At 65.9% G+C, this 26,633-nt stretch carries 27 protein-coding genes; 20 read left to right on the top strand and 7 right to left on the bottom strand.

Annotation, left to right across the window (positions count from 1 at the left end; genetic code table 11):
• Positions 1-26: 26 nt before the first annotated feature.
• The 13 genes from gshA to ACZ42P_RS08300 all read left to right on the top strand — a co-directional run bounded on the left by gshA (position 27) and on the right by ACZ42P_RS08300 (position 12,270).
• The gene (gshA, locus tag ACZ42P_RS08360) at positions 27-1,319 is read left to right on the top strand and encodes a glutamate--cysteine ligase (RefSeq protein WP_464897095.1); all 1,293 of its coding nucleotides are present in this window, start codon (positions 27-29) and stop codon (positions 1,317-1,319) included.
• A gap of 247 nt (positions 1,320-1,566) precedes the next feature.
• Positions 1,567-2,517 (top strand): glutathione synthase, encoded by a 951-nt coding sequence (gene gshB, locus ACZ42P_RS08355; RefSeq protein ID WP_464897094.1) that lies wholly within the window; start codon positions 1,567-1,569, stop codon positions 2,515-2,517.
• Positions 2,518-2,567: 50 nt separating this feature from the next.
• Complete coding sequence (locus ACZ42P_RS08350; RefSeq protein ID WP_464897093.1) at positions 2,568-3,584, top strand: FAD:protein FMN transferase; 1,017 nt, start codon at positions 2,568-2,570, stop codon at positions 3,582-3,584.
• 134 nt (positions 3,585-3,718) lie between these two features.
• Complete coding sequence (locus tag ACZ42P_RS08345; RefSeq protein ID WP_464897092.1) at positions 3,719-4,132, top strand: PTS sugar transporter subunit IIA; 414 nt, start codon at positions 3,719-3,721, stop codon at positions 4,130-4,132.
• The gene (locus ACZ42P_RS08340) at positions 4,113-4,382 is read left to right on the top strand and encodes an HPr family phosphocarrier protein (protein WP_464897091.1); all 270 of its coding nucleotides are present in this window, start codon (positions 4,113-4,115) and stop codon (positions 4,380-4,382) included. Before ACZ42P_RS08345 ends, ACZ42P_RS08340 begins: the two co-directional genes overlap by 20 nt.
• A gap of 79 nt (positions 4,383-4,461) precedes the next feature.
• Entirely contained in the window at positions 4,462-6,192 is a 1,731-nt protein-coding gene (ptsP, locus tag ACZ42P_RS08335) for a phosphoenolpyruvate--protein phosphotransferase (protein ID WP_464897090.1), read from the top strand.
• A gap of 73 nt (positions 6,193-6,265) precedes the next feature.
• Positions 6,266-7,405, top strand: coding sequence for a D-alanyl-D-alanine carboxypeptidase family protein (locus tag ACZ42P_RS08330; RefSeq protein WP_464897089.1), 1,140 nt, complete (start codon positions 6,266-6,268; stop codon positions 7,403-7,405).
• A 20-nt stretch (positions 7,406-7,425) separates the two neighbouring features.
• Entirely contained in the window at positions 7,426-8,250 is an 825-nt protein-coding gene (locus tag ACZ42P_RS08325) for a D-amino acid aminotransferase (RefSeq protein WP_464899391.1), read from the top strand.
• Positions 8,251-8,252: 2 nt separating this feature from the next.
• On the top strand, positions 8,253-8,519 hold the full coding sequence (locus ACZ42P_RS08320) for a YbeD family protein (RefSeq protein WP_464897088.1): 267 nt from the start codon (positions 8,253-8,255) through the stop codon (positions 8,517-8,519).
• Positions 8,520-8,523: 4 nt separating this feature from the next.
• Entirely contained in the window at positions 8,524-9,156 is a 633-nt protein-coding gene (gene lipB / locus ACZ42P_RS08315; protein WP_464897087.1) for a lipoyl(octanoyl) transferase LipB, read from the top strand.
• A gap of 224 nt (positions 9,157-9,380) precedes the next feature.
• Positions 9,381-10,064 carry a hypothetical protein gene (locus tag ACZ42P_RS08310; RefSeq protein WP_464897086.1) on the top strand — a complete coding sequence of 228 codons (684 nt, stop codon included), beginning with the start codon at positions 9,381-9,383 and terminating at the stop codon, positions 10,062-10,064.
• Positions 10,065-10,568: 504 nt separating this feature from the next.
• Entirely contained in the window at positions 10,569-11,657 is a 1,089-nt protein-coding gene (locus ACZ42P_RS08305) for a M48 family metalloprotease (protein ID WP_464897085.1), read from the top strand.
• Positions 11,658-11,991: 334 nt separating this feature from the next.
• Positions 11,992-12,270, top strand: coding sequence for an Rdx family protein (locus tag ACZ42P_RS08300; protein ID WP_464897084.1), 279 nt, complete (start codon positions 11,992-11,994; stop codon positions 12,268-12,270).
• A gap of 19 nt (positions 12,271-12,289) precedes the next feature.
• Here the strand turns inward: ACZ42P_RS08300 and ACZ42P_RS08295 are convergent, their stop codons facing one another.
• The 5 genes from ACZ42P_RS08295 to ACZ42P_RS08275 all read right to left on the bottom strand — a co-directional run bounded on the left by ACZ42P_RS08295 (position 12,290) and on the right by ACZ42P_RS08275 (position 16,774).
• Positions 12,290-14,233 carry a dynamin family protein gene (locus ACZ42P_RS08295; protein WP_464897083.1) on the bottom strand — a complete coding sequence of 648 codons (1,944 nt, stop codon included), beginning with the start codon at positions 14,231-14,233 and terminating at the stop codon, positions 12,290-12,292.
• Entirely contained in the window at positions 14,230-14,532 is a 303-nt protein-coding gene (locus ACZ42P_RS08290) for a DUF167 domain-containing protein (RefSeq protein ID WP_464897082.1), read from the bottom strand. Before ACZ42P_RS08290 ends, ACZ42P_RS08295 begins: the two co-directional genes overlap by 4 nt.
• Positions 14,529-15,131: a YggT family protein gene (locus ACZ42P_RS08285; RefSeq protein ID WP_464897081.1), complete on the bottom strand. Its 603-nt coding sequence runs from the start codon at positions 15,129-15,131 to the stop codon at positions 14,529-14,531. Before ACZ42P_RS08285 ends, ACZ42P_RS08290 begins: the two co-directional genes overlap by 4 nt.
• A 33-nt stretch (positions 15,132-15,164) precedes the next feature.
• Entirely contained in the window at positions 15,165-15,992 is an 828-nt protein-coding gene (proC, locus tag ACZ42P_RS08280) for a pyrroline-5-carboxylate reductase (RefSeq protein ID WP_464897080.1), read from the bottom strand.
• Between the two features lie 83 nt (positions 15,993-16,075).
• Positions 16,076-16,774, bottom strand: a complete 699-nt coding sequence (locus ACZ42P_RS08275; protein WP_464897079.1) for a YggS family pyridoxal phosphate-dependent enzyme — start codon at positions 16,772-16,774, stop codon at positions 16,076-16,078.
• Positions 16,775-16,881: 107 nt separating this feature from the next.
• Between ACZ42P_RS08275 and ACZ42P_RS08270 the strand changes: the two genes are divergently transcribed.
• Both ACZ42P_RS08270 and ACZ42P_RS08265 read left to right on the top strand, forming a co-directional pair.
• Positions 16,882-17,919: a type IV pilus twitching motility protein PilT gene (locus ACZ42P_RS08270; protein WP_464897078.1), complete on the top strand. Its 1,038-nt coding sequence runs from the start codon at positions 16,882-16,884 to the stop codon at positions 17,917-17,919.
• Between the two features lie 40 nt (positions 17,920-17,959).
• A complete protein-coding gene (locus ACZ42P_RS08265) occupies positions 17,960-19,096 on the top strand; it encodes a PilT/PilU family type 4a pilus ATPase (protein WP_464897077.1) in 1,137 nt (378 codons plus the stop codon).
• Positions 19,097-19,099: 3 nt separating this feature from the next.
• Here the strand turns inward: ACZ42P_RS08265 and ACZ42P_RS08260 are convergent, their stop codons facing one another.
• On the bottom strand, positions 19,100-20,251 hold the full coding sequence (locus ACZ42P_RS08260) for a THUMP domain-containing class I SAM-dependent RNA methyltransferase (RefSeq protein ID WP_464897076.1): 1,152 nt from the start codon (positions 20,249-20,251) through the stop codon (positions 19,100-19,102).
• Entirely contained in the window at positions 20,248-20,661 is a 414-nt protein-coding gene (gene hemJ / locus ACZ42P_RS08255) for a protoporphyrinogen oxidase HemJ (RefSeq protein WP_464897075.1), read from the bottom strand. The genes ACZ42P_RS08260 and hemJ overlap by 4 nt, the downstream gene beginning before the upstream one ends.
• A 44-nt stretch (positions 20,662-20,705) precedes the next feature.
• Between hemJ and ACZ42P_RS08250 the strand changes: the two genes are divergently transcribed.
• The 5 genes from ACZ42P_RS08250 to ACZ42P_RS08230 are packed head-to-tail and all read left to right on the top strand — an operon-like array spanning position 20,706 to position 26,631.
• Positions 20,706-21,233: a TlpA disulfide reductase family protein gene (locus ACZ42P_RS08250; protein ID WP_464897074.1), complete on the top strand. Its 528-nt coding sequence runs from the start codon at positions 20,706-20,708 to the stop codon at positions 21,231-21,233.
• 53 nt (positions 21,234-21,286) lie between these two features.
• Entirely contained in the window at positions 21,287-21,967 is a 681-nt protein-coding gene (locus ACZ42P_RS08245; RefSeq protein ID WP_464897073.1) for a DUF4197 domain-containing protein, read from the top strand.
• 7 nt (positions 21,968-21,974) lie between these two features.
• Entirely contained in the window at positions 21,975-22,364 is a 390-nt protein-coding gene (locus ACZ42P_RS08240; RefSeq protein WP_464897072.1) for a YqaA family protein, read from the top strand.
• Positions 22,365-22,417: 53 nt separating this feature from the next.
• A complete protein-coding gene (locus tag ACZ42P_RS08235; protein ID WP_464897071.1) occupies positions 22,418-26,224 on the top strand; it encodes a DUF3683 domain-containing protein in 3,807 nt (1,268 codons plus the stop codon).
• Positions 26,221-26,631, top strand: a complete 411-nt coding sequence (locus ACZ42P_RS08230; RefSeq protein ID WP_464897070.1) for an HIT family protein — start codon at positions 26,221-26,223, stop codon at positions 26,629-26,631. Before ACZ42P_RS08235 ends, ACZ42P_RS08230 begins: the two co-directional genes overlap by 4 nt.
• The last annotated feature ends 2 nt before the right edge of the window (positions 26,632-26,633 follow it).

Genomic DNA, 26,633 nt, shown 5'->3' with positions numbered 1-26,633 from the left:
CCGCGTCCCCCACTGCCCGGGTCATCATGGTTCCCCATCTCACCACCGCCCTGACCGGCCCGCTGCTCGCCCTGGAAAAACGCATCCTGGAGGCGATGCCGGAAATCGAGCACTGGTTCCGCCTCAAGTGGCAGGAGCACAGCGTGCCCTTCTATGCCTCGGTGGACCTGCGCAATGCGGGCTTCAAGGTGGCGCCCGTGGACACCAATCTGTTCCCGGGGGGGTTCAACAACCTGAACCGGGATTTCCTGCCCCTGTGCGTGCACGCCGCCATGTCGGCGGTGGAAAAAATCTGTCCCGATGCGCGCCGCTTTCTCATCATTCCCGAGAGCCACACGCGCAATCTCTACTACCTCGCCAACGTGGCGGCGCTGGCCTACATCCTGCGCCATGCCGGGCTCGAGGTGCGCATCGGCACCCTCATTCCGGACATCACCCGCCCCACGTCCATCGACCTGCCCACCGGCGAGTCACTGCTGCTGGAGCCCATGCACCGCGACGGCGGGCGTCTGGTCCTGGACGGCTTCGATCCCTGCGCCATTCTCCTCAACAACGACCTGTCGGGGGGCGTGCCGGACATCCTCGAGGGGATCAAACAACCCATCATTCCGCCGCTGCACGCGGGTTGGCACGTGCGCCGCAAGTCCGTGCACTTCGCCAACTATTCCCGGGTGGCGGCGGAGTTCGCCGGCCTGATCGGCATCGACCCCTGGCTGATCGATCCCTACTTCGAGACCTGCGGCAAAATCAACTTCCGCGAGCGGGAAGGGGAGGAGTGCCTCGCCGCCAAGGTGGAAACGCTGCTGGAGAAAATCCGCGCCCGCTACCGGGAGAACGGCATCGACCAAGAACCCTTCGTCATCATCAAGGCGGATGCCGGCACCTACGGCATGGGCATCATGACCGCCAAGCGCCCAGAGGACGTGCGCGCGCTCAACCGCAACCAGCGCAAGAAAATGGCCGTGGTCAAGGAAGGCCTGGCGGTCAGCGAGGTGCTGATCCAGGAAGGCGTCTACACCTTCGAGAGCATCAACGAGGCGGTGGCCGAGCCGGTGGTGTACATGATCGACCACTACGTGGTGGGCGGGTTCTATCGGGTGCACACGGGCCGGGGCAAGGACGAGAATCTCAATTCGCCCGGCATGCACTTCGTGCCCCTTTCCTTCGAGACGGCCTGTTCCCTGCCGGAGACCGGGGCGCGCCCGGATGCACCGCCCAACCGCTTCTATGCCTATGGCGTGATCGCGCGCCTCGCCCTGCTCGCGGCATCGCTGGAGCTGGAGCAGACCGATCCCCGGCGCCAGCGCGTCACGGCCTGATACCGTGGGGGAAGCACTTCTTTCGCGCCACGCGCGAGGCGTCTTCGGGCCGGAGGGCCCCCGGCGGCTTCCCGCCGCTGGAGTTTGCCGGTCCGGGCACGGTGCGATTGGCGCGATCCGTGGCGCGGCGACGCGCTCAACGAGTGCCCGCCGCTTCGACGGACCATCTGCGCGATGCGGCGTTTCCCAGGCGATTCGGCCGCAGCGCTGGGCAGACGGACCGGCTTCGCTTGTCGTTGGGTGAGTCATGCGCCTGGCCATCATTCTCGACCCGCTGGAACACATCAAGACCTACAAGGACTCCACCTTCGCCATCATGCGCGAGGCGGCACGCCGGGGGCATGTGCTGTTCGTGCTGGAGCAGGGAGACCTGTGGCTGGAAGGGCAGGCGGTGCGCGCGAGCGTGCGTCGGCTCCAGCTCATCGACGACGCCCTGTCCTGGTATTCGGTGGAAGCGCCCGAAACCCATGGCCTCGAGGATTTCGACTGGGTGCTTATGCGCAAGGATCCCCCTTTCGATCTCGAGTATGTCTACAGCACCTATCTGCTGGAGCTGGCGGAGAGGCAGGGCGCGCGCATTCTCAACCGGCCTGCCGCCATCCGCGACTACAACGAAAAACTCGCCATTGCGCGCTTTCCCCAGTTCATGGCGCCCACCCTGGTGAGCCGCGACATGGCACGCCTGCGTGCCTTCGTGGAGGCCCAGGGCGATGCCGTGGTCAAACCCCTCGACGCCATGGGTGGGGCCAGTGTGTTCCGCGTCTCCCCGACCGACCCCAATCTGAGCGTCATCCTGGAGACCATGACCCGAATGGGCACGCGCACCGTCATGGCCCAGCGCTACATTCCGGAGATCGTGCGGGGGGACAAGCGTATCCTGCTCATCGACGGCGAGCCGGTGCCGTGGGCGCTGGCGCGCATTCCCAAACCCGGTGAGACGCGCGGCAATCTCGCCGCCGGCGGCCGCGGCGTGGCCCAGCCCCTGAGCAGACGCGACCGGGAAATCGCCGCGGCCCTCGGCCCGGTGCTCAAGGACGCGGGCCTGTTCCTGGTGGGGCTCGATGTCATCGGCGATTACCTCACCGAGATCAATGTCACCAGTCCCACGGGCATGCAGGAAATCACCGCCCAGACGGGCTTCGACGTGGCGGCCATGTTCCTGGATGCGCTGGAGAGGCGCGCGCGGAACGGGGCGTGAGACACGGAATGCCACACGGCACGCCTTGGGCCCCCCTTGCCGCCCGGCTCATGATTGGGCTTGTCGCCCTGCTGCTCGCGGCCTGCGGCCGGGAGCCGCCCTATCACCAGCAGTCCTATGTGTTCGGCACCCTGGTGGAAGTGGTGATCCAGGGCGAGCCGCAGGACAAGGCGCGGGACGCGGCCGGCGCGGTATTGCGTGAGTTCGACCGCTTGAACCGCGATTTCCACGCCTGGCAGCCGGGGCCGGTGACCGCGCTCAACGCAGCTTTCGCGCGGGGGGAGGCGGCGCCGGTGTCCTTGGAGCTCGCCGCCGCCATCGAGGATGCCCGCCGCTGGTGGGCCGCCTCGGATGGGCTGTTCAATCCTGCCATCGGCCGGCTGATCGCCCTCTGGGGGTTTCACGCCGACGAGTTCAAGCCGGTGCGTCCCGACCCGGCGGCCATCGCCGCCCTGGTGGCGGCCCGGCCGGTGATGGGCGACATCGAGATCACGGCAGGGCGGGCAACAAGCCGCAATCCCGCCGTGCAGCTCGATTTCGGCGGCTACGCCAAGGGGCTCGCCCTGGACCTGGCGGCAGAGCGGTTGAAGGCGGCGGGCATCCATAACGCCCTCATCAACATTGGCGGCAACATCCTCGCCCTGGGGCGGGCCGGCGACCGTCCCTGGCACGTGGGCATCCAGCATCCCCGCCGCGCCGGCGTGCTCGCCGAGCTGGATCTGGAGGACGGTGAGGCCATCGGCACCTCCGGCGACTACCAGCGATATTTCGAAGCGGACGGCCGACGTTATTGTCACATCATCGACCCCCGCACCGGCTGGCCGGCCCAGGGGGTGCAGGCGGTGACGGTCCTGGTGCCGCCGGGGCCGCAGGCGGGGGTCCGTTCGGATGTCCTGTCCAAGCCCCTGTTCATCGCCGGCCCCGCGGCCTGGCGCCAAGTGGCTGAAAAACTGCAGGTTCGCCAGGCCCTCCTGGTGGACGGGCAGGGTAGAATATTCGTCACCCAGGCCCTGGCCCGGCGCCTCAAATTCGCGCCGGATGCGCCCAAGCCCGTGATCGTGCCCTGACCGGGGGCGGCAGGGCCCTGGTGGCACGAATCTTTCTAGCCAAACAGGGCCGGCGCCAGGTACGCCGGCCGCCGGGCAACGCGGGGAGTTGCCGCTAGCGGAAGGCCGGGGCATCCCCCGGTGAGGATGGCATCATGGTCGGAATTTTGATCATCGCCCACGGTACCCTGGGCGAGAGTCTCATTCACTGCGCGAGCCACGTGTTCGGCGCGCGGCCGCCGCGCCTGCGCCAGCTGGGGGTGAGCGTCCATGACGAACCCGCTGCCCTGCTGCCCCAGGCGCGGAAGCTGGTGGCGGAGCTGGACGATGGCAGCGGGGTGCTGGTGCTGTCGGACATTTACGGCGCCACGCCCTGCAACATCGGCTGCCGTCTGCTGGAGCCCGGCCGGGTGGAAGTGGTGGCGGGCGTGAACCTGCCCATGCTGGTGCGGGCATTGACCTATCGGGAACAGCCGCTGAACGTGGTGGTGGAAAAGGCCATCAGCGGTGGCCGGGAAGGGGTGATCGAGGTGTCGAAGGAAGCGTGCAGTGTTGCAGCAGGACGTTGAAATCACCAACAAACTGGGCCTGCATGCGCGCGCCTCGGCGAAACTCTCCCAGCTCGCGGGCCAGTTCCAAAGCGATGTCTTCCTGGAACGCAATGGCAACCGGGTCAATGCGAAAAGCATCATGGGGGTGATGATGCTGGCCGCCGCCAAGGGCAGCACCATTCGCATCGAGACCAATGGTCCCGACGAGGCCGAGGCCATGGCCGCCCTCACCGCCCTGATCCGCGACAAGTTCGGGGAGGGTCAATGACGGCCTGTGCGCCACGGGCATCCCGCCGCGGCGTGCGACTGCTGGGGCGCGCGCCCGGCTTGCCGGCGAAAGGGCAGGCATGAGCTTCACCATGCACGGCGTGGCGGTGTCCGGCGGCATCGCCATCGGTTTTGCCCACCTGGTCTCCCACGCTGCCCTGGACGTGCCCCATTACGCCCTGCCGCGCCATCTGCTGGAGGAGGAAAAGGCCCGTTTCGATGCCGCCGTGGCGGCGGTGCGCGCGGAGCTGGAAGCCACCCGGGAGCACATCCCGCCCAACGCGCCCCCCGAGGTGGAAGCCTTCCTCGACGTGCACCTGATGATCCTCAACGACTCCAGCCTGTCCAAGGTGCCCAAGCAGCTCATCGAGGCCCAGCAATGCAATGCGGAATGGGCCCTGAGCCAGCAGATGGAAAACCTGCTGGACCAGTTCGAGAGCATCGAAGATCCCTACCTGCGCGAGCGCAAGCAGGACGTGATCCAGGTGGTGGAGAAGGTGCTCAAGCAGTTGCTGGGCCATCCGGGGGCGCCCGCCGAGGCCCGCACGCCGGAGGAGGCGAGCATCCTGGTGGCCCATGACCTCTCCCCGGCGGACATGATCCTGTTCAAGCGCCACCAGTTCGCCGCCTTCATCACGGACGTGGGCGGCGCCACCTCCCACACCGCCATTCTCGCGCGCAGCCTCAACATTCCCTGCGTCGTGGCGCTGCACCATGCGCGCAGCCTCATCCGCGAGCACGAGCTGATCATCGTGGACGGCGACCAGGGCGTGGTCATCGTCAATCCGGACCAGCATGTGCTCGCCGAATACCAGCTGCGCAAGAACCAGTGGGAGATCGACCGCCAGAAGCTCAGGCGCCTCGTCCAGGCCCGGGCGCGCACGCTGGACGGCACGCCGGTGGAGCTCCATGCCAACATCGAGCTGCCCCAGGACGTGGCCCAGGTGAAGGAGAATGGTGCCACGGGCATCGGTCTGTTCCGCAGCGAGTTCCTGTTCATGAACCGTCCGGACCTGCCGGGGGAGGACGAGCAGTTCGAGTTCTACCGCCAGGTGGTGCAGGAAATGGACGGGGCGCCCGTGACCATCCGCACCCTGGATCTGGGCGCGGACAAGCAGCTCACCCACATGGAGCGCCCCGCCAGCGCCAATCCCGCGCTGGGCCTGCGCGCCATTCGCCTGTGCCTGGCCGAACCCCATCTGTTCCACACCCAGCTGCGCGCCATCCTGCGCGCCTCCCACTACGGCCGGGTGCAGATCCTCATTCCCATGCTGGCCACCGTGCAGGAGCTCAACCAGACCCTGCATCTGATCGAGGTGGCCAAGCACAGCCTGGAGGCCGATGGCCTGCCCTACGACAAGGGCGTCAAGGTGGGGGGAATGATCGAAATCCCGGCAGCGGCGCTGACGGTGCAGGCCTTCGTGAAGAAGCTGGACTTTCTCTCCATCGGCACCAACGACCTGATCCAGTACACGCTGGCCATCGACCGTACCGACGATACCGTGGCCCACCTCTATGATCCGCTGCATCCCGCGGTGCTGCAGCTGGTGGCCCACACCATTCGCACCGCCACGCGCGCCGGCACCCCGGTGGCAGTGTGCGGCGAGATGGCGGGCGATCCGGCGCTCACCCGGCTGCTGTTGGGTTTCGGGCTGCGCGAGTTCTCCATGCACCCGGCCCATCTGCTCGCCGTCAAGCAGCAGGTGCTCAAGACCAGTCTGCCGGAAGTGCAGACCCTGGTGGGCAAGATGCTCAAGACCGAGGAGCCGGAAAAGATGCGCGCCCTGCTCGCGCGGCTCAACAGCCTGTGACCGCGGCCGGGCACACGGAACCTTCGCGCTATAATCGCGTCTTTTCCGCAGCCTGTCCTTCCTTCCTTTCCCCATGAGAAAACTGCTGTTTGCGTTCGTGCTGCTGGTCCATGCGGCGCTGGCCCATGGACAAAACCGTCTGCTGCCGCCACCGCCGGCGCCCGACATCGCCGCCCGTTCCTGGGTGCTGCTCGATTTCCAGAGCGGGCAGGTGCTCGCCGCACAGAACCCGGACCAGCGCATCGAGCCGGCCTCCCTCACCAAGCTGATGACGGCCTATCTCAGCTTCACCGCCATCCGCCAGGGACGGCTCAAGCTCGACCAGACCCTGCCCGTGTCGGAGAAGGCCTGGCGTGCGGAAGGCTCGCGCATGTTCCTCGATCCCAAGGTTCCCGCCCGCGTGGACGATCTCCTCAAGGGCATGATCGTGCAGTCCGGTAACGATGCCTGCATCACCCTTGCAGAAGGCATTGCCGGCACGGAGGAGGCCTTCGCCGAACTGATGAACCGGGAGGCCAGACGGCTGGGGCTCAACAACACCCACTTCGTGAATTCCACCGGGCTGCCCCATCCGCAGCACTATTCCACCGCGCGCGACCTGGCCCTGCTCGCCGCGGCATTGATTCGTGACTTCCCCGAGTTCTATCCGCTCTATTCCCTCAAGGAATTCACCTACAACAAAATCACCCAGCCCAACCGCAACCGGCTGCTGTGGCAGGATCCCTACGTGGACGGCGTCAAGACCGGCCACACCGAAGCGGCGGGCTATTGCCTGATCTCCTCCGCCAGGCGCGGCCAGATGCGGCTCATCTCCGTGGTGACCGGCACCGCCTCCGACAATGCCCGCACCGCGGAAAGCCAGAAGCTCCTCAACTACGGTTTCCAGTTCTACGAGACCTACCGCCTCTACCAAAAGGGCCAGACGGTGGCCACCCTGCCCGTTTACAAGGGAGCCTCCAACACGGTGAAGGCGGGTTTCGACCGCGACGTGTATCTGTCCCTGCCCAAGGGCTGGTATCCCCAGGCCAAGGCCAGTCTGGTGAGCCGCCAGCCCCTGCTGGCGCCCCTGACCCCGGGGCAGGCGGTGGGCACCCTCACCATCCAGTTCGAAGGCAAACCCTACGCCAGCTACACTCTGCAGACCCTGGAGGAAGTGCCGGTGGCGGGTGTGTTCGGCCGTGCCTGGGATACGGTGAAGCTGTGGTTCAAGTGATTTACCTCAATGGCGAGTGGATGCCCCTGGAGCAGGGGCGGGTGTCGGTGCTGGACCGGGGCTTCATCTTTGGCGACGGCGTGTACGAGGTGATTCCCGTCTATTCGCGGCGGCCCTTCCGGCTGGGCGAACATTTGCGCCGCCTGCAGTACAGCCTGGACGGGATCAAGCTCGCCAATCCCCATACCGACGCCGAGTGGACCGGGCTCATCGCTGAACTCATCGCCCGCAACGAGGGCGAAGACCAGTACCTCTACCTCCAGGTCACGCGCGGTCCTGCCCCGCGGGATCACGCCTTTCCCAAGGTGGTGAAACCCACCGTGTTCCTGATGAGCACGCCCCTTGCCACCCCCGACCCGGCGCTCAAGGCCAGCGGGGTGACCGCCATCACCGCCGAGGACAACCGCTGGCTGCGCTGCGACATCAAGTCCATCTCGCTCCTGCCCAATGTCCTGCTGCGCCAGCTGGCGGTGGAGGCGGGCGCCATGGAGGCGGTCCTGCTGCGCGACGGCTTCCTCACCGAGGGTGCGGCGAGCAACATCTTCGTGGTCAGCCAGGGTGCGCTCCATGCGCCGCCCAAGGATCACCTGATGCTGCCCGGCATCACCTACGACGTGGTGGTGGAACTCGCCCGGCAGGACGGCATCCCGGTGCACATCCGCCGCATTCCCGAGGCCGAGGTGCGCAGCGCGGACGAGCTGTGGCTCACCTCCTCCACACGCGAGGTGCTGCCCATCACCCGGCTCGACGGCAAGCCCGTGGCGGATGGCCGGCCCGGGCCCCTGTTTCGGCGCATGGATGCCCTCTACCAGGCCTACAAGGCCACCACCATGCGGGGGAGATAGGCATGGGCGCGGACAAGGACCTGATGGAATTTCCCATGACCTTCCCCATCAAGATCATGGGCGAGGCGCAGGCCGATTTTGCCCAGAGCATCGTGGACATCGTGCTGCGCCACGCGCCGGATTACGATGTGGCCAGCACCGAAATGCGGCCCTCCCGTGCCGGCCGTTATTTGAGCCTTACCTGCACCATTCGCGCCACCTCCCGGGCCCAGCTCGATGCGCTCTACACCGAGCTCACCCGCCACCCCCTGGTGAAGGTGGTGCTTTGAGCCTGTGACACCCCCGGTTGATCGGCGGCAAACGCCACCCCTGGTGGTGCGGCGGCTGGGGCGGGTAGCCTACGAGCCCACCTGGCGCGCCATGCAGGCCTTCACCGCCGCACGCAGGCCCGAGACACCGGACGAACTCTGGCTGCTGGAACATCCGCCGGTCTACACCCTGGGGCTCGCCGGCCGGCGCGACCACATCCTGCGCGTCACGGACATTCCCATCGTTGCCATCGACCGTGGCGGCCAGGTCACCTATCACGGTCCCGGCCAGATCGTGGCCTATCTCCTGCTGGACCTGAAGCGTCGCGGCTACGGTGTGCGGGAACTGGTCACCCGCATGGAACAGGCGGTCATCGACCTGCTTGCCGGTTATGGAATCGAAGGCCGGCGCCGCGACAAGGCGCCGGGCGTGTACGTGGCGGGCAAAAAAATCGCCGCGCTGGGCCTGCGCATCAGGCACGGCATGAGCTACCACGGCCTCGCGCTCAACGTGGACATGGACCTCGCCCCCTTCACCCATATCAACCCGTGCGGCTACGAGGGCTTGGAGGTCACCCAACTCGCCGACCTGGGTGTGACCGAATCCCCGGAGCAGGTGGCCGAGCGTCTCCGCCTCCATCTGGAAAAGGCTCTCTAAGCGCCCCCGTCCGCCGTGCCGGCGAACTTCTCCTGCCCTCGCGCCTGGTAATGCCACTCGCATATTCCGGTAAAATGCGTTTGGTATTGCATCATGGCGTCCCCGACGGGGCGCGTGCCCGGGCAGGCGGCGTGATGCCGACAGGGTGCCCGGGGCTCAGCCGGCAGCCGGGCGCCGACACCTCTGTCCGGTTTTCTGGACCCATTGGGTCTGCAGGGTGCGTCATGAAAAAAGTCGCCTTGATCGTCTTCCTTGTCTTCGGTGCCATTGCGTTTGCCCACCTTAAAGAGCAGACCAAAGCGCCGGCGGCCTTCGTCCCGCCGGGCTATGTTGTGGTTGGTGAGGTGCAGGGTGACCTGAACGGCGACAACCGGCCGGATTACGTCTTCCTCATCAAGGGCACGGACAAACGGAAAGTCGTCAAGGATGACGACCGCTACGAACGGGATTACAACCGCCGCGGGATCATCGTCGTGCTCAGCGACCTCTATGGTTATGCCCTCGCAGTGGACAAGCGTGAGTGCTTTTTCTCAGAAGACGATATGTGGGAGCCCGGGCCCACGCCGGTTCTCAACGTTTGGATAGAGAAAGGCAAGCTTTACATCTGGTACCAACGCAGTACCAGTGGCGATTGGGGCTACACTTTTCGCTACCGGCACGGTGACTTTGAACTGATCGGCTACGACGACCACTTTCATCTGGGCGATAAGTTCGTCCGGTCGATCAGTATCAACCTGCTCACGAAAAAGGCAAAGATCGTCGACAATCTCAATGAGGATCCAGAGAGCGGGGAGGAAGATCTCAGGGAGACGTGGAAAAAATTCGCGCTGCGAAGGCCGATTACCCTGCAGGACATCGCCGACTTCGACGAATTCGATCCCGAGGGCCTTTTGGGACTGCGGGAGTGAGCCGACGGAAACATTGCCCCAGCGCCAGGCATGCGACCGCAGGCGCGCGCCGGAGCCATCCCGACACCAGTGCTTGCCGCATCGCGGGAAAGGAACGACGCCTGGTTGTGAAAAACCCGTGGCACACTTCCCGCTTTCCCTTTCTGCCGTCTTGCGGGGCGGCGCCGGCGGCGGCTTTCGCCGCGGCGCACAGTGGCACTATAAAGCAAAGCCCTGACCCTGAGCCTTTTACTGACCCTGGGCCTTTTAACGCATGTTAGGGGGCTGGCGACTGCGGCCGCTTTCGCCGCAGCAAACTGCAACACTACCGTAAAGGCCTGCCCCGCGGTTGAACCTCTGGGGGAAGATGCTGCATCATATCGTGATCGCGTGCCTGCTGCGGCCAACTCGTGGTGCTAGATCGATCGTCAACACGAAACACCCTGGATATGGCTGTCGGCATCCGACGTTTGGGTAAGCGAACTCTCGAGTGAACCAGACCAACAAAGATCGAAGGGGGTGACCATGGGGAAAGCGTCTGTCACTTTGCTGACTGTCATTCTCATCGCGGGGTGTGCTACGCCGACCACGCAGCGCATCAAGGTTGATGATGTCGCCGCAGAGATCGAGGCGAAGAAACAACGGCAGGTTGCTCTTGAGGCATTGGTGGATGACCAAATCCGGCTCTTCCGCGTTTCGTATCCAATTGTGACCGGTGCACATGAGCTCTGTGGCGAGAAAACGCGCCACACGATAGGGGCATGGTTCGCGAACACCTCGGCATACGGGCCGGAGTTCAAAGAAGCAGCCGCTACGGCCTACGGCTTGAGCGATATTGTCAAGGTGATGTATGTCATACCGGGCTCTCCAGCTGATCGCGCAGGCTTACGGGTCGGCGATTATCCGGTATCCATCAACGGGTGGGCTGTGCCTGTCGGAGACGGGGCGATGAAAGGTCTCATGGACAAACTATCGGGGCTGCTGGTACGGGGAGACGCTCTTGCTATGATCGTTCAACGTGGCCAGGAGAGACTATCGCTTGAGGTTGCTCCGGAAAAAGCCTGCGACTATGCGGTGGACCTGAATGGACAGGACATCATTAACGCCTTTGCCGATGGCAATAAAGTTGTAGTTACTCGAGGGATGCTCCGGTTTGCCCAGAATGATACGGAGCTTGGTCTCGTCGTGGCGCACGAACTTGCGCACAATGCGATGGGGCACATCAATGCGAAAAAGACCAACTTTGTTCTCGGTTCGATTCTCGATATCATTGCGGCCGCTTACGGCGTCAACACTCAGGGCGCGTTCGGAAACGCGGCCGCGGCCGCGTACTCCCAGGATTTCGAGGCGGAGGCCGATTATGTGGGCTTGTACATGATGGCGCGTGCAGGACTGGATTTCGAGCAGGCCCCAAAATTCTGGCGCCGAATGGCGGCTGCCCATCCCGCAACGATTCGGTCCAACCATACTGCCTCCCATCCAGCCACACCGCATCGCTTCGTTGCGTTAGAAGAAGCTGTGAAAGAAATTAAAGCCAAGCAGGCGAGCGGCATGCCCCTCCTGCCCCAGCTCAAGAAAAAACCGAATGCCGAACAGCCCGCTGAAGAAAAATAGGATGGCTCGGTAAGGAGGCCGGACAAATGAATGCCGCTCCAGCAGAGGCGGGGCTTTACCTATACCCGCTTTTTAGTCACCGGCTCCTGGCGCACCCAGGTGATGTCTGCCAAAACCCGATCCCCGCCAGGGCGCGACGGTTTCCTGAGCGAGCCTGCGACGGCAGGGCCGGCAGACATCTACTCCAAAAGGCCACTTCGAAACGAAACGGGTACGTAGCCGCCGCCGGTCGCTGCACCGGCATACACTGGGCAGCGGCTGATCCTGTGCAGCTTTTTTCTGCAAAATGGGCGGCGATGGTGGTTGAACGTGTGTCCTTTCTTTGGAGTCTGCAATGGCCTCACCCCGTGTCGAAATCCGTTACTGTCCCAAATGTCGCTGGCTTTTGCGGGCGGCGTGGCTGGCCCAGGAGCTGCTCAGCACGTTCGAAGACGAGCTGGGGGAGGTGGCGCTGGCGCCCGCTGGCAACGGGCTGTTCCAGGTGTGGCTGGATGGGGAGCTGATTTTTTCCCGTGCCGAGGCCGGCCGCTTCCCGGAAGCCAAGGAACTCAAGCAGCTGGTGCGGGACCGCATCGCGCCCGACAAGGATCTCGGCCACAGCGACCGCAAGTGAACGGGCAATGGGCCGGTGATCAGGCAGCGTTCCGCCGGCGGCCAGTCTGGGTCGCGGCGGGAGGCTGCAGGCGGGTGAGGATGCCGCCCAGGATTTCCACGTCGCGGGCCAGGTTCGCTTCCGTGGCCGCGAGTTCCTTCAGGCGTTCCTGCAGGTTGTCGATGTTGTCGTGGATGCGGCGGATGCTCTCGATGCGCCGCTCGATGGCGATCTTGTAGTCCGTGATCTGGCTGGTGAGCGGCCCCAGGGCATTGCGCAGCCAGGCCTCGCTTTCCTGACGGGCGCGCTCGAACAGGGCACGCGCCTCGGCGGCGATGTTGAGGAAGAACCGTCGCACGAGGAAGTGCTTTTCCGTAAGGATGTTGATGGGGTCGCGGCAGAAGGCCTCGGTGCGCCGCCCCAGTTCCTGGAAGGCGGCCTGGTAGGCATCCAGATCCAATAGCGGCGCCTCGCGCCGTTCCAGCCCGTGCTGCACGTGGAAGCGCACGTAGGCGCTGTCCACCAGCCCCTTGATCTGGCGGCCATGCTTGTGGATGTGCTGGAACTGCTGGGCGGTGTGGCGGATCAGGGACTGCATGCCCCGCATGAGGCCGGCGGTGGTCCAGCTGCCCTTGATGGAGTCGTGGGCCTTCTGCAGGATGCCGTCGAGGCGCTCCACGCTCAGGTTGTTGAGGAGGATGCGCCCCTGCTGGGTGATCACCGTGCGGGTGACATTGAAGGCACGGATGGTCTCCTCGTAGGCGAGCTTGTCCTCGTGCAGCTGGTTGAGCATCTTCTGGATCACTTCCCGGTTCTTGCCCGAAAGGGAGGTGAGCTCCGTGCGCTCGCGGCGCACTGCTGCGAGCTGTGCGCTCACGCTCTTGTAGGCGGACAGCACCAGGGCGCCGATCTCCCGCGTGACGGCCTTGCGCAGGATTTCCTGGCGCAGGGGGATGATTTCGCGCGCGAGCATTTCCTCCAGCGCGCCGATGCCGCTGCGCGCGAGCAGCGCCGCATCGCCGCGGATCTTGGCCAACAGCGCCTTCTGGGCAGACAGGGCGAGCACGTTGGCGGGCGGCACCCCCAGCTGCAGGGCGGTGGCCTGCCTTTGGCGTTCGATCGAGGCCTGCACCTTGTCCCGGGGCTTGAGCTCGTCCCACAGGGTATCCACTTTGTTGAGCACGACGATGCTGTGGGCGGCATGGGGTGCCACGTGTTTCTGCCAGATTTCCATGTCCGAGCGGGTCACGCCCGTATCGGTGGCGAGCAGGAACAGCACCGCGTGGGCACTGGGAATCATGCTCAGGGTGAGTTCGGGCTCGGAACCCAGGGCATTGAGGCCGGGCGTGTCGAGAATGGCCAGCCCGCTCTTGAGCAGGGGGTGGGGGTAGTTGATCAGTGCGTGGCGCCACTTGGGGATTTCCACCCGGTCACCCTCCCGCAGCATGTCCGCCTGCATGGGATCCTGGTCATCCCACAGGCCCATGGTGCGCGCCTCCACCTGGGACACCAGCTTGGTTTCCGTGAGGGTTTGCAGCACTTCCACCATCTGCTGCGGTGAATCGAGGTCGAGCCGGCTGGTGACCCATTCCACCGGCTTTTTCTTGAGCTGGCGGATGGTCTCGTCCCGGTAGCGGGTTTCGATGGGCAACAGGCGCAGATAGGGCGGCTCGGCCGGGTCGTAAAAAATCTCCGTGGGGCACATGGTGGTGCGGCCGGCGTCCGAGGGCAGCAGGCGCTGCTTGAAATCTGCAAAGAACAGGGCGTTGATGAGCTCGGTCTTGCCCCGGGAGAACTCGGCCACGAAGGCGATAGTGATGTGATCGTGACGCAGGCTTTCGATCAGGTCGTAGAGGCGCAGGGACTGTTCGGCATCCACCTCACCCCGCGCCTCCAGCCAGGCCTGATAGGCGTCGATGGCGGCGAGGAGCTCCTCGCGCCAGCGCCGGTAGGTCTCGACCTGTCGTTCCAAAAGCGTGCTCATGTGTCGTTCAGCAGCGTCTCCGGGGCTATGGAACTGCCCTTGATTTCCACGATCTTGCGCCGGCCGTGGGCACCGGCCTTCAGGGTCACCGCCCCCGGTCGCACCCCGAAGGCTTCCGCCAGAAAGGCGATCAGTTGCGCATTGGCCTTGTTTTCCACTGCCGGGGCGGCTACCCGGATCTTCAGGGCGTCGCCGTGCAGCCCCGCCACCTGGGTGCGCGCCGCATTGGGCTGCACCTGAACGGTAAGCACCAGCACCCCGCGCGCCTCGTCGCGCCGATACCAGGGGGCCTCGCTCACAGTCCCAGCCCGCCCATGCCGGCGTGGATCACACCCTTGGCCACCTGCTCCAGCCAGGCCACCGGCAGCATGAGCAGCAGCTGGCAGGCGATCAGGATCACCATGGGCGACAGGTCCACGTTGGCAATGGGCGGCAGAATCCGCCGCACCTGCCGTGTGAACGGCCGGGACAAGGCCTCCAGCACCCCCATGAAGGGGCTGTAGGGGTTCACCAGGCTCACCACGAACAGCATCACCTGTACCAGCATGAGCAGGTACAGGCTCATGCGCAACAATTCCACCGCCGCCCACAGACCGAAGCCCAGATACAGGACCGCGGAACCCCGCGCCAGGGGCAGCCCGGACAGCGCCTCCACCACCAGCAGCAACAGCCATTGCACCAGCCACGCGCCCACCAGCGTGGCCAGGTCCAACCCCCACAGCCCGGGAATCACCCGGCGCAGGGGCAGCACCAGGAAATTGGTCAGCGTCACCACGAAGGGCGTGAGCGGATTGCCATGGGGCACCCGCAGCAGCTGCAGGTAAAAGCGCAGCAGCAGCAGCGCAACGAACGCGGTGACGACGGTGTCCAGCAAAAAAATAACGGCTTGGGTGAGCATGGCTTTAGGCCCCCGGCGCAGATGACGAAACTGTCATGATGAGGCGGCGTCGTCGCGGCCCAGCTCGTCGCCCAGCTCCCGGGCGCGCTGGGCCGCAGCGCGCACGGCCTCGGCGATGATGGTTTTGAGGCCGGCGGCCTCCATCGTGGCGAGAGCCCGCTCCGTGGTGCCGCCTTTGGAGGTCACGCGGGCGCGCAGCGTGGCCACGTCCTCGCTGGACGCGCCGGCCAGGCGTGTCGCGCCGGCGAAGGTGGCCAGGCTCAGGCGGCGCGCCTGGGTTTCGGTCAGGCCCAGGGTGATGGCCGCCTCCTCCAGGGCTTCCATGAAATAAAAGACATAGGCCGGGCCGCTGCCGGATACGGCGGTGATGACGTCCATTTCCGCTTCCTCGGCCACCCACACCACCTCGCCCACCGCCGCCAGCACGTCCTCCGCGCGCTGGCGTTCCGCCCCGCTCACCTCGGGCAGGGCATACAGACCGGTGATGCCGGCCTGCACCATGGCCGGCGTGTTGGGCATGGCCCGCACCAGCCGCCGGTAGCCCCCCAGCCAGCGGGACAGATCCGCCGCCCGCACCCCGGCGGCGATGGACACCACCAGCTGCCGGGCGAGATGGGGGGCAAGCCCCGTGGCGACCGCGCGCAGCTGCTGGGGTTTCACCGCCAGCAGCACCAGATCGCAGGCCAGGAAGGCCGCGTCGGGCGCGGCCTGTACCGCCACGCCGTAGCGTTGCGCGAGACGTGCTGCGGTCTCAGGGTTGGGTTCCACCACGCGCAGTTGCCCGGGCGCGAAACCCCGACCCAGCAGGCCGCCGATGAGGGCGGTGGCCATGTTGCCGCCGCCGATGAAGGTGATGATCATTCACGAATCCTTTCTTGGAATGCTCGGCAGCCGGGCAACGGCCGCCCGGCCCAGGCAGGCCCACCGGCCCACCCAGCCGCCTTTCATGCCTTCTCCGTCCTCGCCCGTTGCCCGAAGATCGCCGACCCCACGCGCACGATGGTGGCGCCCTCCAGGATGGCCGCCTCCAGGTCCCCCGACATGCCCATGGACAGGGTGTCCAGCGGCAGACCCTCTGCCACCAGTGTCTCCTTCAGCTCCCGCAGCAGGCGGAAGCGGCGCCGCTGCAGGGCCACGTCCTCCGTGGGCTCCGGGATGGTCATCAAGCCGCGCAGTCGCAGACGCGGCAGGCTCGCCACGGCGTGCGCCAGGGGTGGAAGCTCCTCTGGCGTCACACCACTCTTGCTGGCTTCGCCGCTGACGTTCACCTGGAGGCAGACGTTGAGGGGCGGCAGGGCGTTGGGACGCTGGTCGGAAAGGCGGCGCGCGATCTTCTCCCGGTCCACGCTGTGCACCCAGGCGAAATGCTCGGCGATGGGGCGGGTCTTGTTGCTCTGGATGGGGCCGATGAAATGCCACTCGATGGGCAGGTCCGCCAACGCCGCCATTTTGTTCAGCGCCTCCTGCACGTAGCTTTCGCCGAAGGCGCGCTGACCGCAGGCGAAAGCGGCGCGGATGACATCCGGTCCGAAGGTCTTGGAAACGGCAAGCAGGGTGATGCCGGCGGGGTCGCGGCCGCACTGCGCGGCGGCCCGAATGATGCGCGCCTTAACGGCTTGCAATGCGTTCTCGATTGTCGTCATAATGGTCCGCCGAGCACTCAAGAAACGGCCGAAACGGCCGTTATCCATGGCCGTAGCGCCGCCGCGCCTGCAACCGTTTTCGCGCAATCACCCGCCGGGGATTATAAATGGAAATCGCAGACCTGCTCGCCTTCACCGTCAAGAACAAGGCCTCCGACCTGCACCTGTCCGCGGGGCTGCCGCCCCTGATCCGGGTCAACGGCGACATCCGGCGCATCAACGTGGAGCCTCTGGACCACAAGGGCGTCCACAGCATGATCTACGACATCATGAACGATGCGCAGCGCAAGTTCTACGAGGAGAACCTGGAGGTCGATTTCTCCTTCGAGGTGCCCAACCTGGCGCGCTTCCGAGTCAATGCCTATGTCCAGCAGCGGGGCGCGGCGGCGGCCTTCCGCACCATTCCGTCCAAGGTGCTGACCCTGGAGCAGCTTGCCGCGCCGGCCATCTTCAAGGACCTCTGCCACCACCCCAACGGCATCGTGCTGGTGACGGGGCCCACGGGCTCCGGCAAGTCCACCACGCTGGCGGCCATGATCAACGAGATCAACGAGACCGAATACGGGCACATCCTCACCATCGAGGATCCCATCGAATTCGTGCACGAATCGAAGAAGTGCCTCATCAACCAGCGCGAGGTGGGGCCCCACACCCTGTCCTTCAACAACGCGCTGCGTTCGGCCCTGCGCGAGGACCCGGACGTGATCCTGGTGGGCGAGCTGCGCGACCTGGAAACGATCCGTCTCGCCCTCACCGCGGCGGAAACCGGTCACCTGGTGTTCGGCACCCTGCACACCAGCTCCGCTCCCAAGACCATCGACCGCATCATCGACGTGTTTCCGGCGGCGGAGAAAGACATGGTGCGGGCCATGCTGTCGGAATCGCTGCGCGCGGTCATCGCCCAGACTCTGCTCAAGACCAAGGACGGCAGCGGGCGCGTCGCCGCCCACGAGATCATGATCGGCACGCCCGCCATCCGCAACCTGATCCGCGAGAACAAGGTGGCGCAGATGTATTCCACCATCCAGACCGGACAGGCCGTGGGCATGCAGACCATGGAACAGTGTCTGGCCGACCTGGTGCGCCGCAACATCGTCTCCGAAGCCGAGGCGCAGAAGGCGGCGCGCAAGGACGCGAAGTTCTGAGCGGGGCGGTATCGCCCTGTCATCCACCCGGGAGGCTCACATGGAGCGCGAACAAGCCACCAAGTTCATGCACGACCTGCTGCGCCTGATGGTCAGCAAAAAGGCGTCCGACCTGTTCATCACCGCCGGCTTTCCGCCGGCCCTCAAGATCGACGGGCGCGTGACGCCGGTGTCCAACCAGACCCTGACCCCGCAGCACACGGTGGAGCTGGCGCGGGCCATCATGAACGACAAGCAGGCCTACGAGTTCGAATCCACCAAGGAATGCAACTTCGCCATTGCGCCGCCGGACATCGGCCGCTTCCGGGTGAACGCCTTCGTCCAGCAGGGGCGCACGGGGCTGGTGCTGCGCACCATCAACTCCACCATCCCCACCTTCGAGGAACTGGGGCTGCCCGAGGTGCTCAAGGACATCGCCATGACCAAGCGCGGCCTGGTGATCTTCGTGGGTGGCACCGGCTCCGGCAAGTCCACCTCCCTCGCGGCCATGGTGGGGTACCGCAACGAGAACAGCCAGGGCCACATCATCACCATCGAGGATCCCATCGAGTACGTGCACGACCACAAGAAGTGCATCATCACCCAGCGGGAAGTGGGCGTGGACACGGACGACTGGTTCTCGGCCCTGAAGAACACCCTGCGTCAGGCACCCGACGTGATCCTGATCGGCGAGATCCGCGACCGCGAAACCATGGAGTACGCCATCCAGTTCGCGGAGACCGGTCACCTGTGCTTGTCCACCCTGCACGCCAACAGTGCCAACCAGGCGCTGGACCGCATCATCAACTTCTTCCCGGAGGAGAAGCGCGACCAGCTCCTCATGGACCTGTCGCTCAACCTCAAGGCCTTCATCTCCCAGCGTCTCATCCCGCGCCGGGAAGGCAAGGGACGCATCGCCGCCGTGGAGATCATGCTCAACTCGCCGCTGATCTCGGACCTCATCTTCAAGGGCCAGGTGCACGAGATCAAGGAAGTCATGGCCAAGTCCCGCGAAATCGGCATGCAGACCTTCGACCAGCACCTGTTCGAGCTGTACGAAGCGGGCCTCATCAGCTACGAGGACGCCCTGCGCAATGCCGACTCCGTCAACGACCTGCGTCTGCAGATCAAGCTGCACGGCCAGGAGGCGAAGGAGCGCGACATCATGTCCGGCATCGACCACCTGGACATCATCTGAGCGTCACGGGCGCGGCCGCCGGTGGCTGCCCGCCACCATGGGGAATTCGTACAGGCGGCATTCCAGCGGGCCGTTGAACAGGGGCGTGCGGCGCGCCGGCTTGAGACGCATCAGCCCCGGCAGGCGCATATCCGCCGTGAAGATGAAAACCCGCCAGCCGGCGAAGCGCTGCTTGAGCACGCTGGCGAGTCTCGGATAGAACGCGGCCAGCGTGGCCGGATCCCCCAGGCGTTCGCCGTAGGGCGGGTTGGTCACCAGCATGCCTTCGGCTGCCGGCGCCTCCAGGTCCAGCACGTCCTTGTGGGCGAGACTCACCACGTCCGCAAGCCCCGCCTCCCTGAAATTGCGCTGCGCGTGGCGGATGGCGCCGGCGTCGCTGTCTGAACCCCACAGGGGCAGGCGCTCGGGCGGCCGGCGTGTAGCCTGGGCCTCCCGGCGCAGTCGCGCCCAGGCCGGGGCGTCGAAATTCTTCAGCCGCTCGAAGGCGAAGCCGCGTCCCAGGCCGGGCGCGATGGCAAGGGCCATCAGCGCCGCCTCCATCAGGAAGGTGCCGCTGCCGCACATGGGATCGAGCAGGGGTATGCCCGGCTGCCAGCCCGCCAGGTGCAGAATGCCGGCCGCCAGGTTTTCCTTGAGGGGGGCTTCGCCCTTGGACTTGCGCCAGCCCCGCTTGAACAGCGCCTCGCCCGAGGTGTCGAGGTAGAGGGTCAGGTGGGTGGCGTCCAGGAAGGCGGAAAGACGCACCCCGGGCGCAGCGGTGTCCACACTGGGACGCGCCGCGCAGGTGTCGCGGCAGCGGTCGCACACCGCGTCCTTGATGCGCAGCGTGACGAAGTTGAGACTCTTGAGGGGGCACTTGCGGGCCACGGTGGTGACGGCGAAGGTCTGGCCCACGTCGAAGCAGCCGGGCCAGTCCACGGCGCGGGCGAGGCGATAGATGTCCTCCTCGCTGCGGTAGGGACCGTGGGCGATGCGCCACAGCACACGGCTTGCCAGCCGGCTCCAGAGATTGACCCGGTAGCAGAGGAGAAAGTCGCCCTCGAAACCCACACCCCCCTCGGCGGTGGTCACCCGGGTCGCGCCGAGCTGCGCGAGTTCCGTGGCCAGCGCGCCTTCCAGACCGCGCGGACAGGGCGCGAAGAAATGCTCGCTCAAAATGGCTTCACCACCACCAGGATCACCACCGAGATCAGGATCAGCACCGGAAATTCATTGAACCAGCGGTACCAGACGTGGCTGTGCCGGTTGCGGTCCGCGCGGAAGTCGGCGAGCAGCCGGCCGCACCAGAGGTGATAGGCGATGAGGATGGTGACCAGCGCCAGCTTGGCATGGAGCCAGCCGCCGCTGATGCCGTAGCCCAGCCACAGCCACAGTCCCAGGATCACCGTGATCACGCCGCCCGGCGTCATGATGCCGTAATAGAGCTTGCGCTCCATGATCTTGAAGCGTTCGATGGACGGCCGGTCCTCGCTCATGGCGTGATAGACGAACAGGCGCGGCAGGTAGAATAGCCCGGCAAACCAGGTGACCATGAAGATGATGTGGAACGACTTGACCCAGAGCATGTCGGAATCCTCCCCAAAACACGGATCATAGCGAAGAAGCGGCCATGGACGCCAAAGCCTTTCTCAGGCGCCACAACGGCAAGCTGGTTCCCCTGCTGCTGGTGGGGCTCATCGCCTATCTCTGGTTTCTGCCACCCGCCTGGGTGCAGGATCTCGACGACAGACCGGCGCCCGTGCGTTATACGACCCTCGACGGCCGCTCGCTGAGCCTGGAAGACCTGCGCGGCAAGGTGGTCCTGGTCAATTTCTGGGCCACCTGGTGTCCCTACTGCCGTCACGAGATGCCCGCCATGGAGCGCTTCTACCGGGATTACCGCGACCGCGGTTTCGAGATCATCGCCTTCAGTGTGGACGACGGGCCCGCGCCCGTGGCCGCCTTTATGCAGGAGAAGGGCTACACCTTTCCGGCGGCCATGGCGGATGTTGCCATCCAGCAGGCCTTCGGCGGCGTGAGCCGCCTGCCCACCTCCTACATCCTCGATACCGAAGGCCGGCTGCGCCACAAGGTGCACGGCCAGGTCCATTACGGACGCATGAAAGATCTGGTGGAGCCCCTGCTGCGTCCACGCTAGGTGGAGCCGCAGGATGGGCTACACTGGTCCCGTTTCCGCTGCCGAGGTTGGCCATGAAAAAATCCCTTGCCATTGTGCTCATGAGTCTTGCTGCCGGTCTTGCCTGGGCTGCTTCGCTTGCCGATTTCACCGATGCCCAGACGGTGCGGGGACTGAAGGAAGCCCTCACCGCGAGCGTATCGGGTGCCGTGGCGAGGCTTGGCCGGACCGATGGCTTTTTCGGCAACGAAAAGGTCAGGATTCCCCTCCCCGAGAGCCTGCAGGGGGTGGAGGGCCTCCTGCGCACTTTCGGCCTGGGCGGGCAGGCCGACGAGCTGGTACTGGCGATGAACCGTGCGGCGGAGGGGGCGATACCGGAAGGCCAAAAGATCCTGCTCGACGCCGTGAAGAACCTGTCCTTCGAGGATGCCAAAGGCATCGTCACCGGCGGCGAGGACGCGGCCACCCGCTATTTCCGCCGGACCACGGCGGGGTCGCTGCGCGAGAAGTTTCTGCCCATCGTGTCCCGGATGACACGGCGGGTGGCGCTTGCGCAGAAGTATGACCAGCTCGCCGGGCAGGCTGCGAGATTTGGCCTGATCAGCGCGCAGGACGCCCGGCTCGACGAGTACGTGACGGCCAAGGCCCTCGACGGTCTCTATCTCATGATGGCGGAGGAAGAAAAGGCGATCCGCCGGGATCCGCTGGGCCGGGGCGGCTACTGGCTCGGCAAGATCTTCGGCGCCGTACGCTAGGCGCACCGTGATCGCGCTGGCCGGCCTGTTCGCCGCCTCGTTCTTTTCCGCCACCCTGCTGCCCGGCCATTCCGAGGCGGCCCTGTTCGCATACCTGCGTTTCCATCCGGAACAGGTGGTGCCCGCCCTCGCCGTGGCCACCCTGGGCAACACCCTGGGCGGCATGACTTCCTACCTCATGGGCCGCCTCCTGCCGGCCCGGGTGCAGGGGCGCGGGCTGGCCCCTGTGCGGCGCTTCGGCAGCGCCGCCCTGCTTCTGGCCTGGCTGCCGGTCGTGGGCGATGCCCTGCCCCTGGCGGCGGGCTGGCTGCGTCTGTCGCCTCTGCTTTGCGCCCTGTTTCTGGCCCTGGGCAAGTTTGCCCGCTACGCGCTGGTCGCCTGGTTCGCCGCACCGTGACCGGCGGGAGCCGGGATCGCGGGTGCTAAAATGCCGCTTTGCCGGACGCCGCCATGACCACCCGCCTGCGGGAAATCCCTTACAACTACACGTCTTTTTCCGACCGGGAAATCGTCATCCGATTCCTGGGCGAGGAAATGTGGCAGGTGCTCGACGCCCTGCGCAGCGAGCGCCGTACCGGCCGTTCGGCGCGCATGCTGTTCGAGGTGCTGGGGGATTTGTGGGTGGTGTCGCGCAACCCCTACCTCCAGGACGATCTCCTCGCCGATCCCAAACGCCGCGCCGCCCTCATTGGTGCCCTGCGTCACCGCCTCCGGGAAATCGAGGCGCGCCGTCAGGGCAACGAGCAGGTGGCGCGCCTGCTCGCCGCCGCGGCGCGCGCGGTGGACGCCTTCGAGGCGGAGTTCGAGCACACCCGGCTCCTGCGGGCGCGGGTCATGAAGACCCTGTCCGCCATCACACGGCGCGACAACATCGCCTTCGACGGCATGAGCCGGGTTTCCCACGTCACGGACGCCACCGACTGGCGCGTGGAATATCCCTTCGTGGTGATCACCCCGGACAGCGAGGAGGAAATCGCGCCCCTGGTGCGGGCGCTGATCGAACTCAAGCTCACCATCATTCCCCGCGGCGGCGGCACCGGCTATACCGGCGGTGCGGTGCCTCTCACCCGCCTGTCGGCGGTGATCAACACGGAAAAGCTCGACAGTTTGGGCCCGGTGGAGCAGGTCACGCTGCCGGGCGTGGCTCATCCGGTGCCGGTGATTCGCTGCGGGGCCGGCGTGGTCACGCGCCGGGTGATGGAGGCGGCGGAAGCGGCGGGGCTGGTCTTCGCGGTGGATCCCACCTCCGCCGATGCCTCCTGCATCGGCGGCAACGTGGCGATGAACGCCGGCGGCAAGAAGGCCGTGCTGTGGGGCACCGCCATCGACAATCTGGTTTCCTGGCGCATGGTGGACCCCCGCGGCCACTGGCTCACGGTGGAACGGCTGGATCACAACCTGGGCAAGATCCACGAGGTGGAGCATGCGCGTTTCCGCATCACGCGCTACGCCCGCGACGGTGCCAGCGTGGAGAGCGAGGAAGTGCTGGAAATCCCGGGCCGTGCCTTCCGGCGCAGCGGGCTGGGCAAGGACGTCACGGACAAGTTCCTCGCCGGCCTGCCGGGCATCCAGAAGGAAGGCTGCGACGGCATCATCACCTCGGCCACCTTCATCCTGCATCGCATGCCGGCCTACGGCCGCACCGTGTGTCTGGAGTTCTTCGGCCAGGTGCACGAGGCGGTGCCGGCCATCGTCGAGATCAAGGCGTACCTCGACGCCCATCCCCAAGCGCGCTTGGCTGGCCTGGAGCACCTGGACGCGCGCTACGTGAAGGCGGTGGGTTATGCCACCAAGGCCAACCGGCCCCAGCGTCCCAACATGGTCCTTTTGGCGGACATCGTCTCCGACGACGAGCAGGCGGTGGGCGAGGCCGCGTCCCACATCGTGCGCCTGGCCAACGCCCGCGGCGGAGAGGGCTTCATCGCGGTCACGCCCGAGGCGCGCCGCACTTTCTGGCTGGACCGCGCGCGCACCGCGGCCATCGCCGCCCACACCAACGCCTTCAAGATCAACGAAGACGTGGTGATTCCGCTACCGCGTCTGGCCGATTACAGCGACGGCATCGAGCGCATCAACATCGAGCTGTCCATCGCCAACAAGCTGCTCCTGCTGGACGAGCTGGAAACCTTCTTCCGCGGCGAACTGCCCATGAGCCGCGACGAGGATGCTCTTGCCGATCCGGCACTCACGGAGACCCGGCGCGCCCGGGCGCTGGAACTGCTGGCGGCGGTGCGGCGGCGCTGGCAGTGGCTGCTGGAAAACCTGGATGCGCCGCTCGCTACCTTCGTGGCCGCCTTTGGTCCGGTGGAGAGCCAGGCGGCCACGGTGTTCCGCGCGCTGCAGGATCACAGCCTGCGTGTATCGTGGAAGCGCGAGGTGCGGGACCCGCTGCACGACCTGTTCACCGGGCGCGGCTTCCGCCTGATCCTGGACCGCTGCGACGAGATTCACCGGCAGGTGCTCAAGCGCCGCGTGTTCGTCGCTCTGCACATGCACGCCGGCGACGGCAACGTGCACACCAACATTCCCGTCAACTCCGACGACTACGAAATGCTGGCCACCGCCAACCGGGCGGTGGAGCGCATCATGAAGCTGGCCACGGAGCTGGGCGGGGTGATTTCGGGCGAGCACGGCATCGGCATCACCAAGCTGCAATTCCTCGATCCGGCGAGCATCGAGGCCTTCGCCGCCTACAAGCGGCGCGTCGATCCGGAAGGCCATTTCAACCAGGGCAAGCTTCTGCCCGGCGCCGATCTGCGCAATGCCTACACGCCCAGCTTCAATTTGCTGGAGGTGGAGTCGCTGATCATGGAGCAGTCGGAGATCGGTCGCATCGCCGATTCCATCAAGGACTGCCTGCGCTGCGGCAAATGCAAGCCGGTGTGCAACACCCACATTCCGCGCGCGAACCTGCTCTACAGCCCGCGCAACAAGATCCTTGCGACCTCGCTTCTGATCGAGGCCTTCCTGTACGAGGAGCAGACCCGCCGTGGTGTGTCCCTGCGCCATTTCGAAGAGTTCAACGACGTGGGCGACCACTGCACCATCTGCCACAAGTGCGCCAACCCGTGCCCGGTGGACATCGATTTCGGCGACGTGTCCATCGCCATGCGCAATTTCTTGCGCAACCAGGGCCAGAAACGCTTCAATGCCGGCACATGGGCTTCGATGCTGTTCCTCAATGCCACCGATCCGGCCACCATCAAGCTGGTGCGCAAGGTGGCGATCCAGTGGGGCTACCGGGCCCAGCGTTTCGCGGCGCGCCTGGCGCGCCGGCTCAAGCTGGTGAATGGGCGTGCCACGCCGCCCGCCACCGTCGGGCGGCCGCCCCTCAAGGCCCAGGTGATCCACTTCGTGAACAAACCCATGCCCGGCGGGCTGCCCAAGAAGACGGCGCGGGCCCTGCTGGGGCTGGAGGACCCCGCCATCGTGCCGGTGATCCGCGACCCGGCGCGGGCCCAGGAGGAACAGGAGGCCGTGTTCTATTTCCCGGGCTGCGGCTCGGAACGGCTGTTCTCCCAGGTGGGGCTCGCCACCCAGGCCATGCTCTGGCACGTGGGCGCCATCACCGTGCTGCCGCCGGGCTACCTGTGCTGTGGCTATCCCCAGACCTCTGCCGGGTTCGAGGATCGCGGCCAGGCCATCAGCACCCAGAACCAGGTGCTGTTCCACCGCGTCGCCAACACCCTCAACTATCTGGACATCCGCACCGTCATCGTCTCCTGCGGCACCTGCATGGACCAGCTGCTCAAATACCAGTTCGAGAAGATCTTCCCGGGCTGCCGGCTGCTGGACATCCATGAATACCTGATGGAAAAGGGGGTGTCCCTGACGGGCATCCCCGGGCGGCATTACCTCTACCACGATCCCTGCCACACGCCCATGAAAACCCACGCGCCCCTCAAGGTGGCGCAAAGCCTGCTTTCGGCCGACGTGCGCCTGTCGGACCGCTGCTGCGGCGAATCGGGCACGCTGGCGGTGACCCGCCCGGACATCGCCACCCAGGTGCGCTTCCGCAAGCAGGAGGAACTGATCCTGGGCCGGGACGCCATCCGACGCGACGCCCCCGCAGCACCCGTCAAGGTGCTCACCGCCTGCCCCTCCTGCCTGCAGGGCCTGGCGCGCTATCAGGACGACACGGGACTGGATGCGGACTACATCGTGGTGGAACTCGCCCGCCATGTCCTGGGTGAGAACTGGATGCAGGACTACATCGCCCGCGCCAGCCAGGGCGGCATCGAACGGGTGCTCCTGTGAGCTGTCCCTTCTGCACCGGCGCGGGCGGCGAGGTGGTGTGGCAGGATGCCCGGCTGCGCGTGGTGCTGGCGGAGGAGGTGGGCTATCCCGGCTTCTGCCGCGTCATCTGGCATGCCCACGTGAAGGAGATGAGCGATCTCGCGCACGACGAGCGCCACCATCTCATGGGCGTGGTGTTCGCCCTGGAGCAGGCCCTGCGCGGCCTGACGCAGCCGGACAAGATCAACCTGGCCAGCCTGGGCAACCAGGTGCCCCATCTGCACTGGCATGTGATCCCGCGCTTCCTCGACGATCCCCATTTCCCGGCGCCGGTGTGGGCGCCGCCGGTTCGGCCGGCCCGTCCCCGTCCGCCGCCGGAAATCGGGCGCCTGCGCCGGGCCCTTGAAGACGCCCTGCAAAGTTCCTAGGA

This window comes from Thiobacter subterraneus (assembly GCF_055379455.1).
This window is presented reverse-complemented; position numbering and strand designations above follow the sequence as displayed.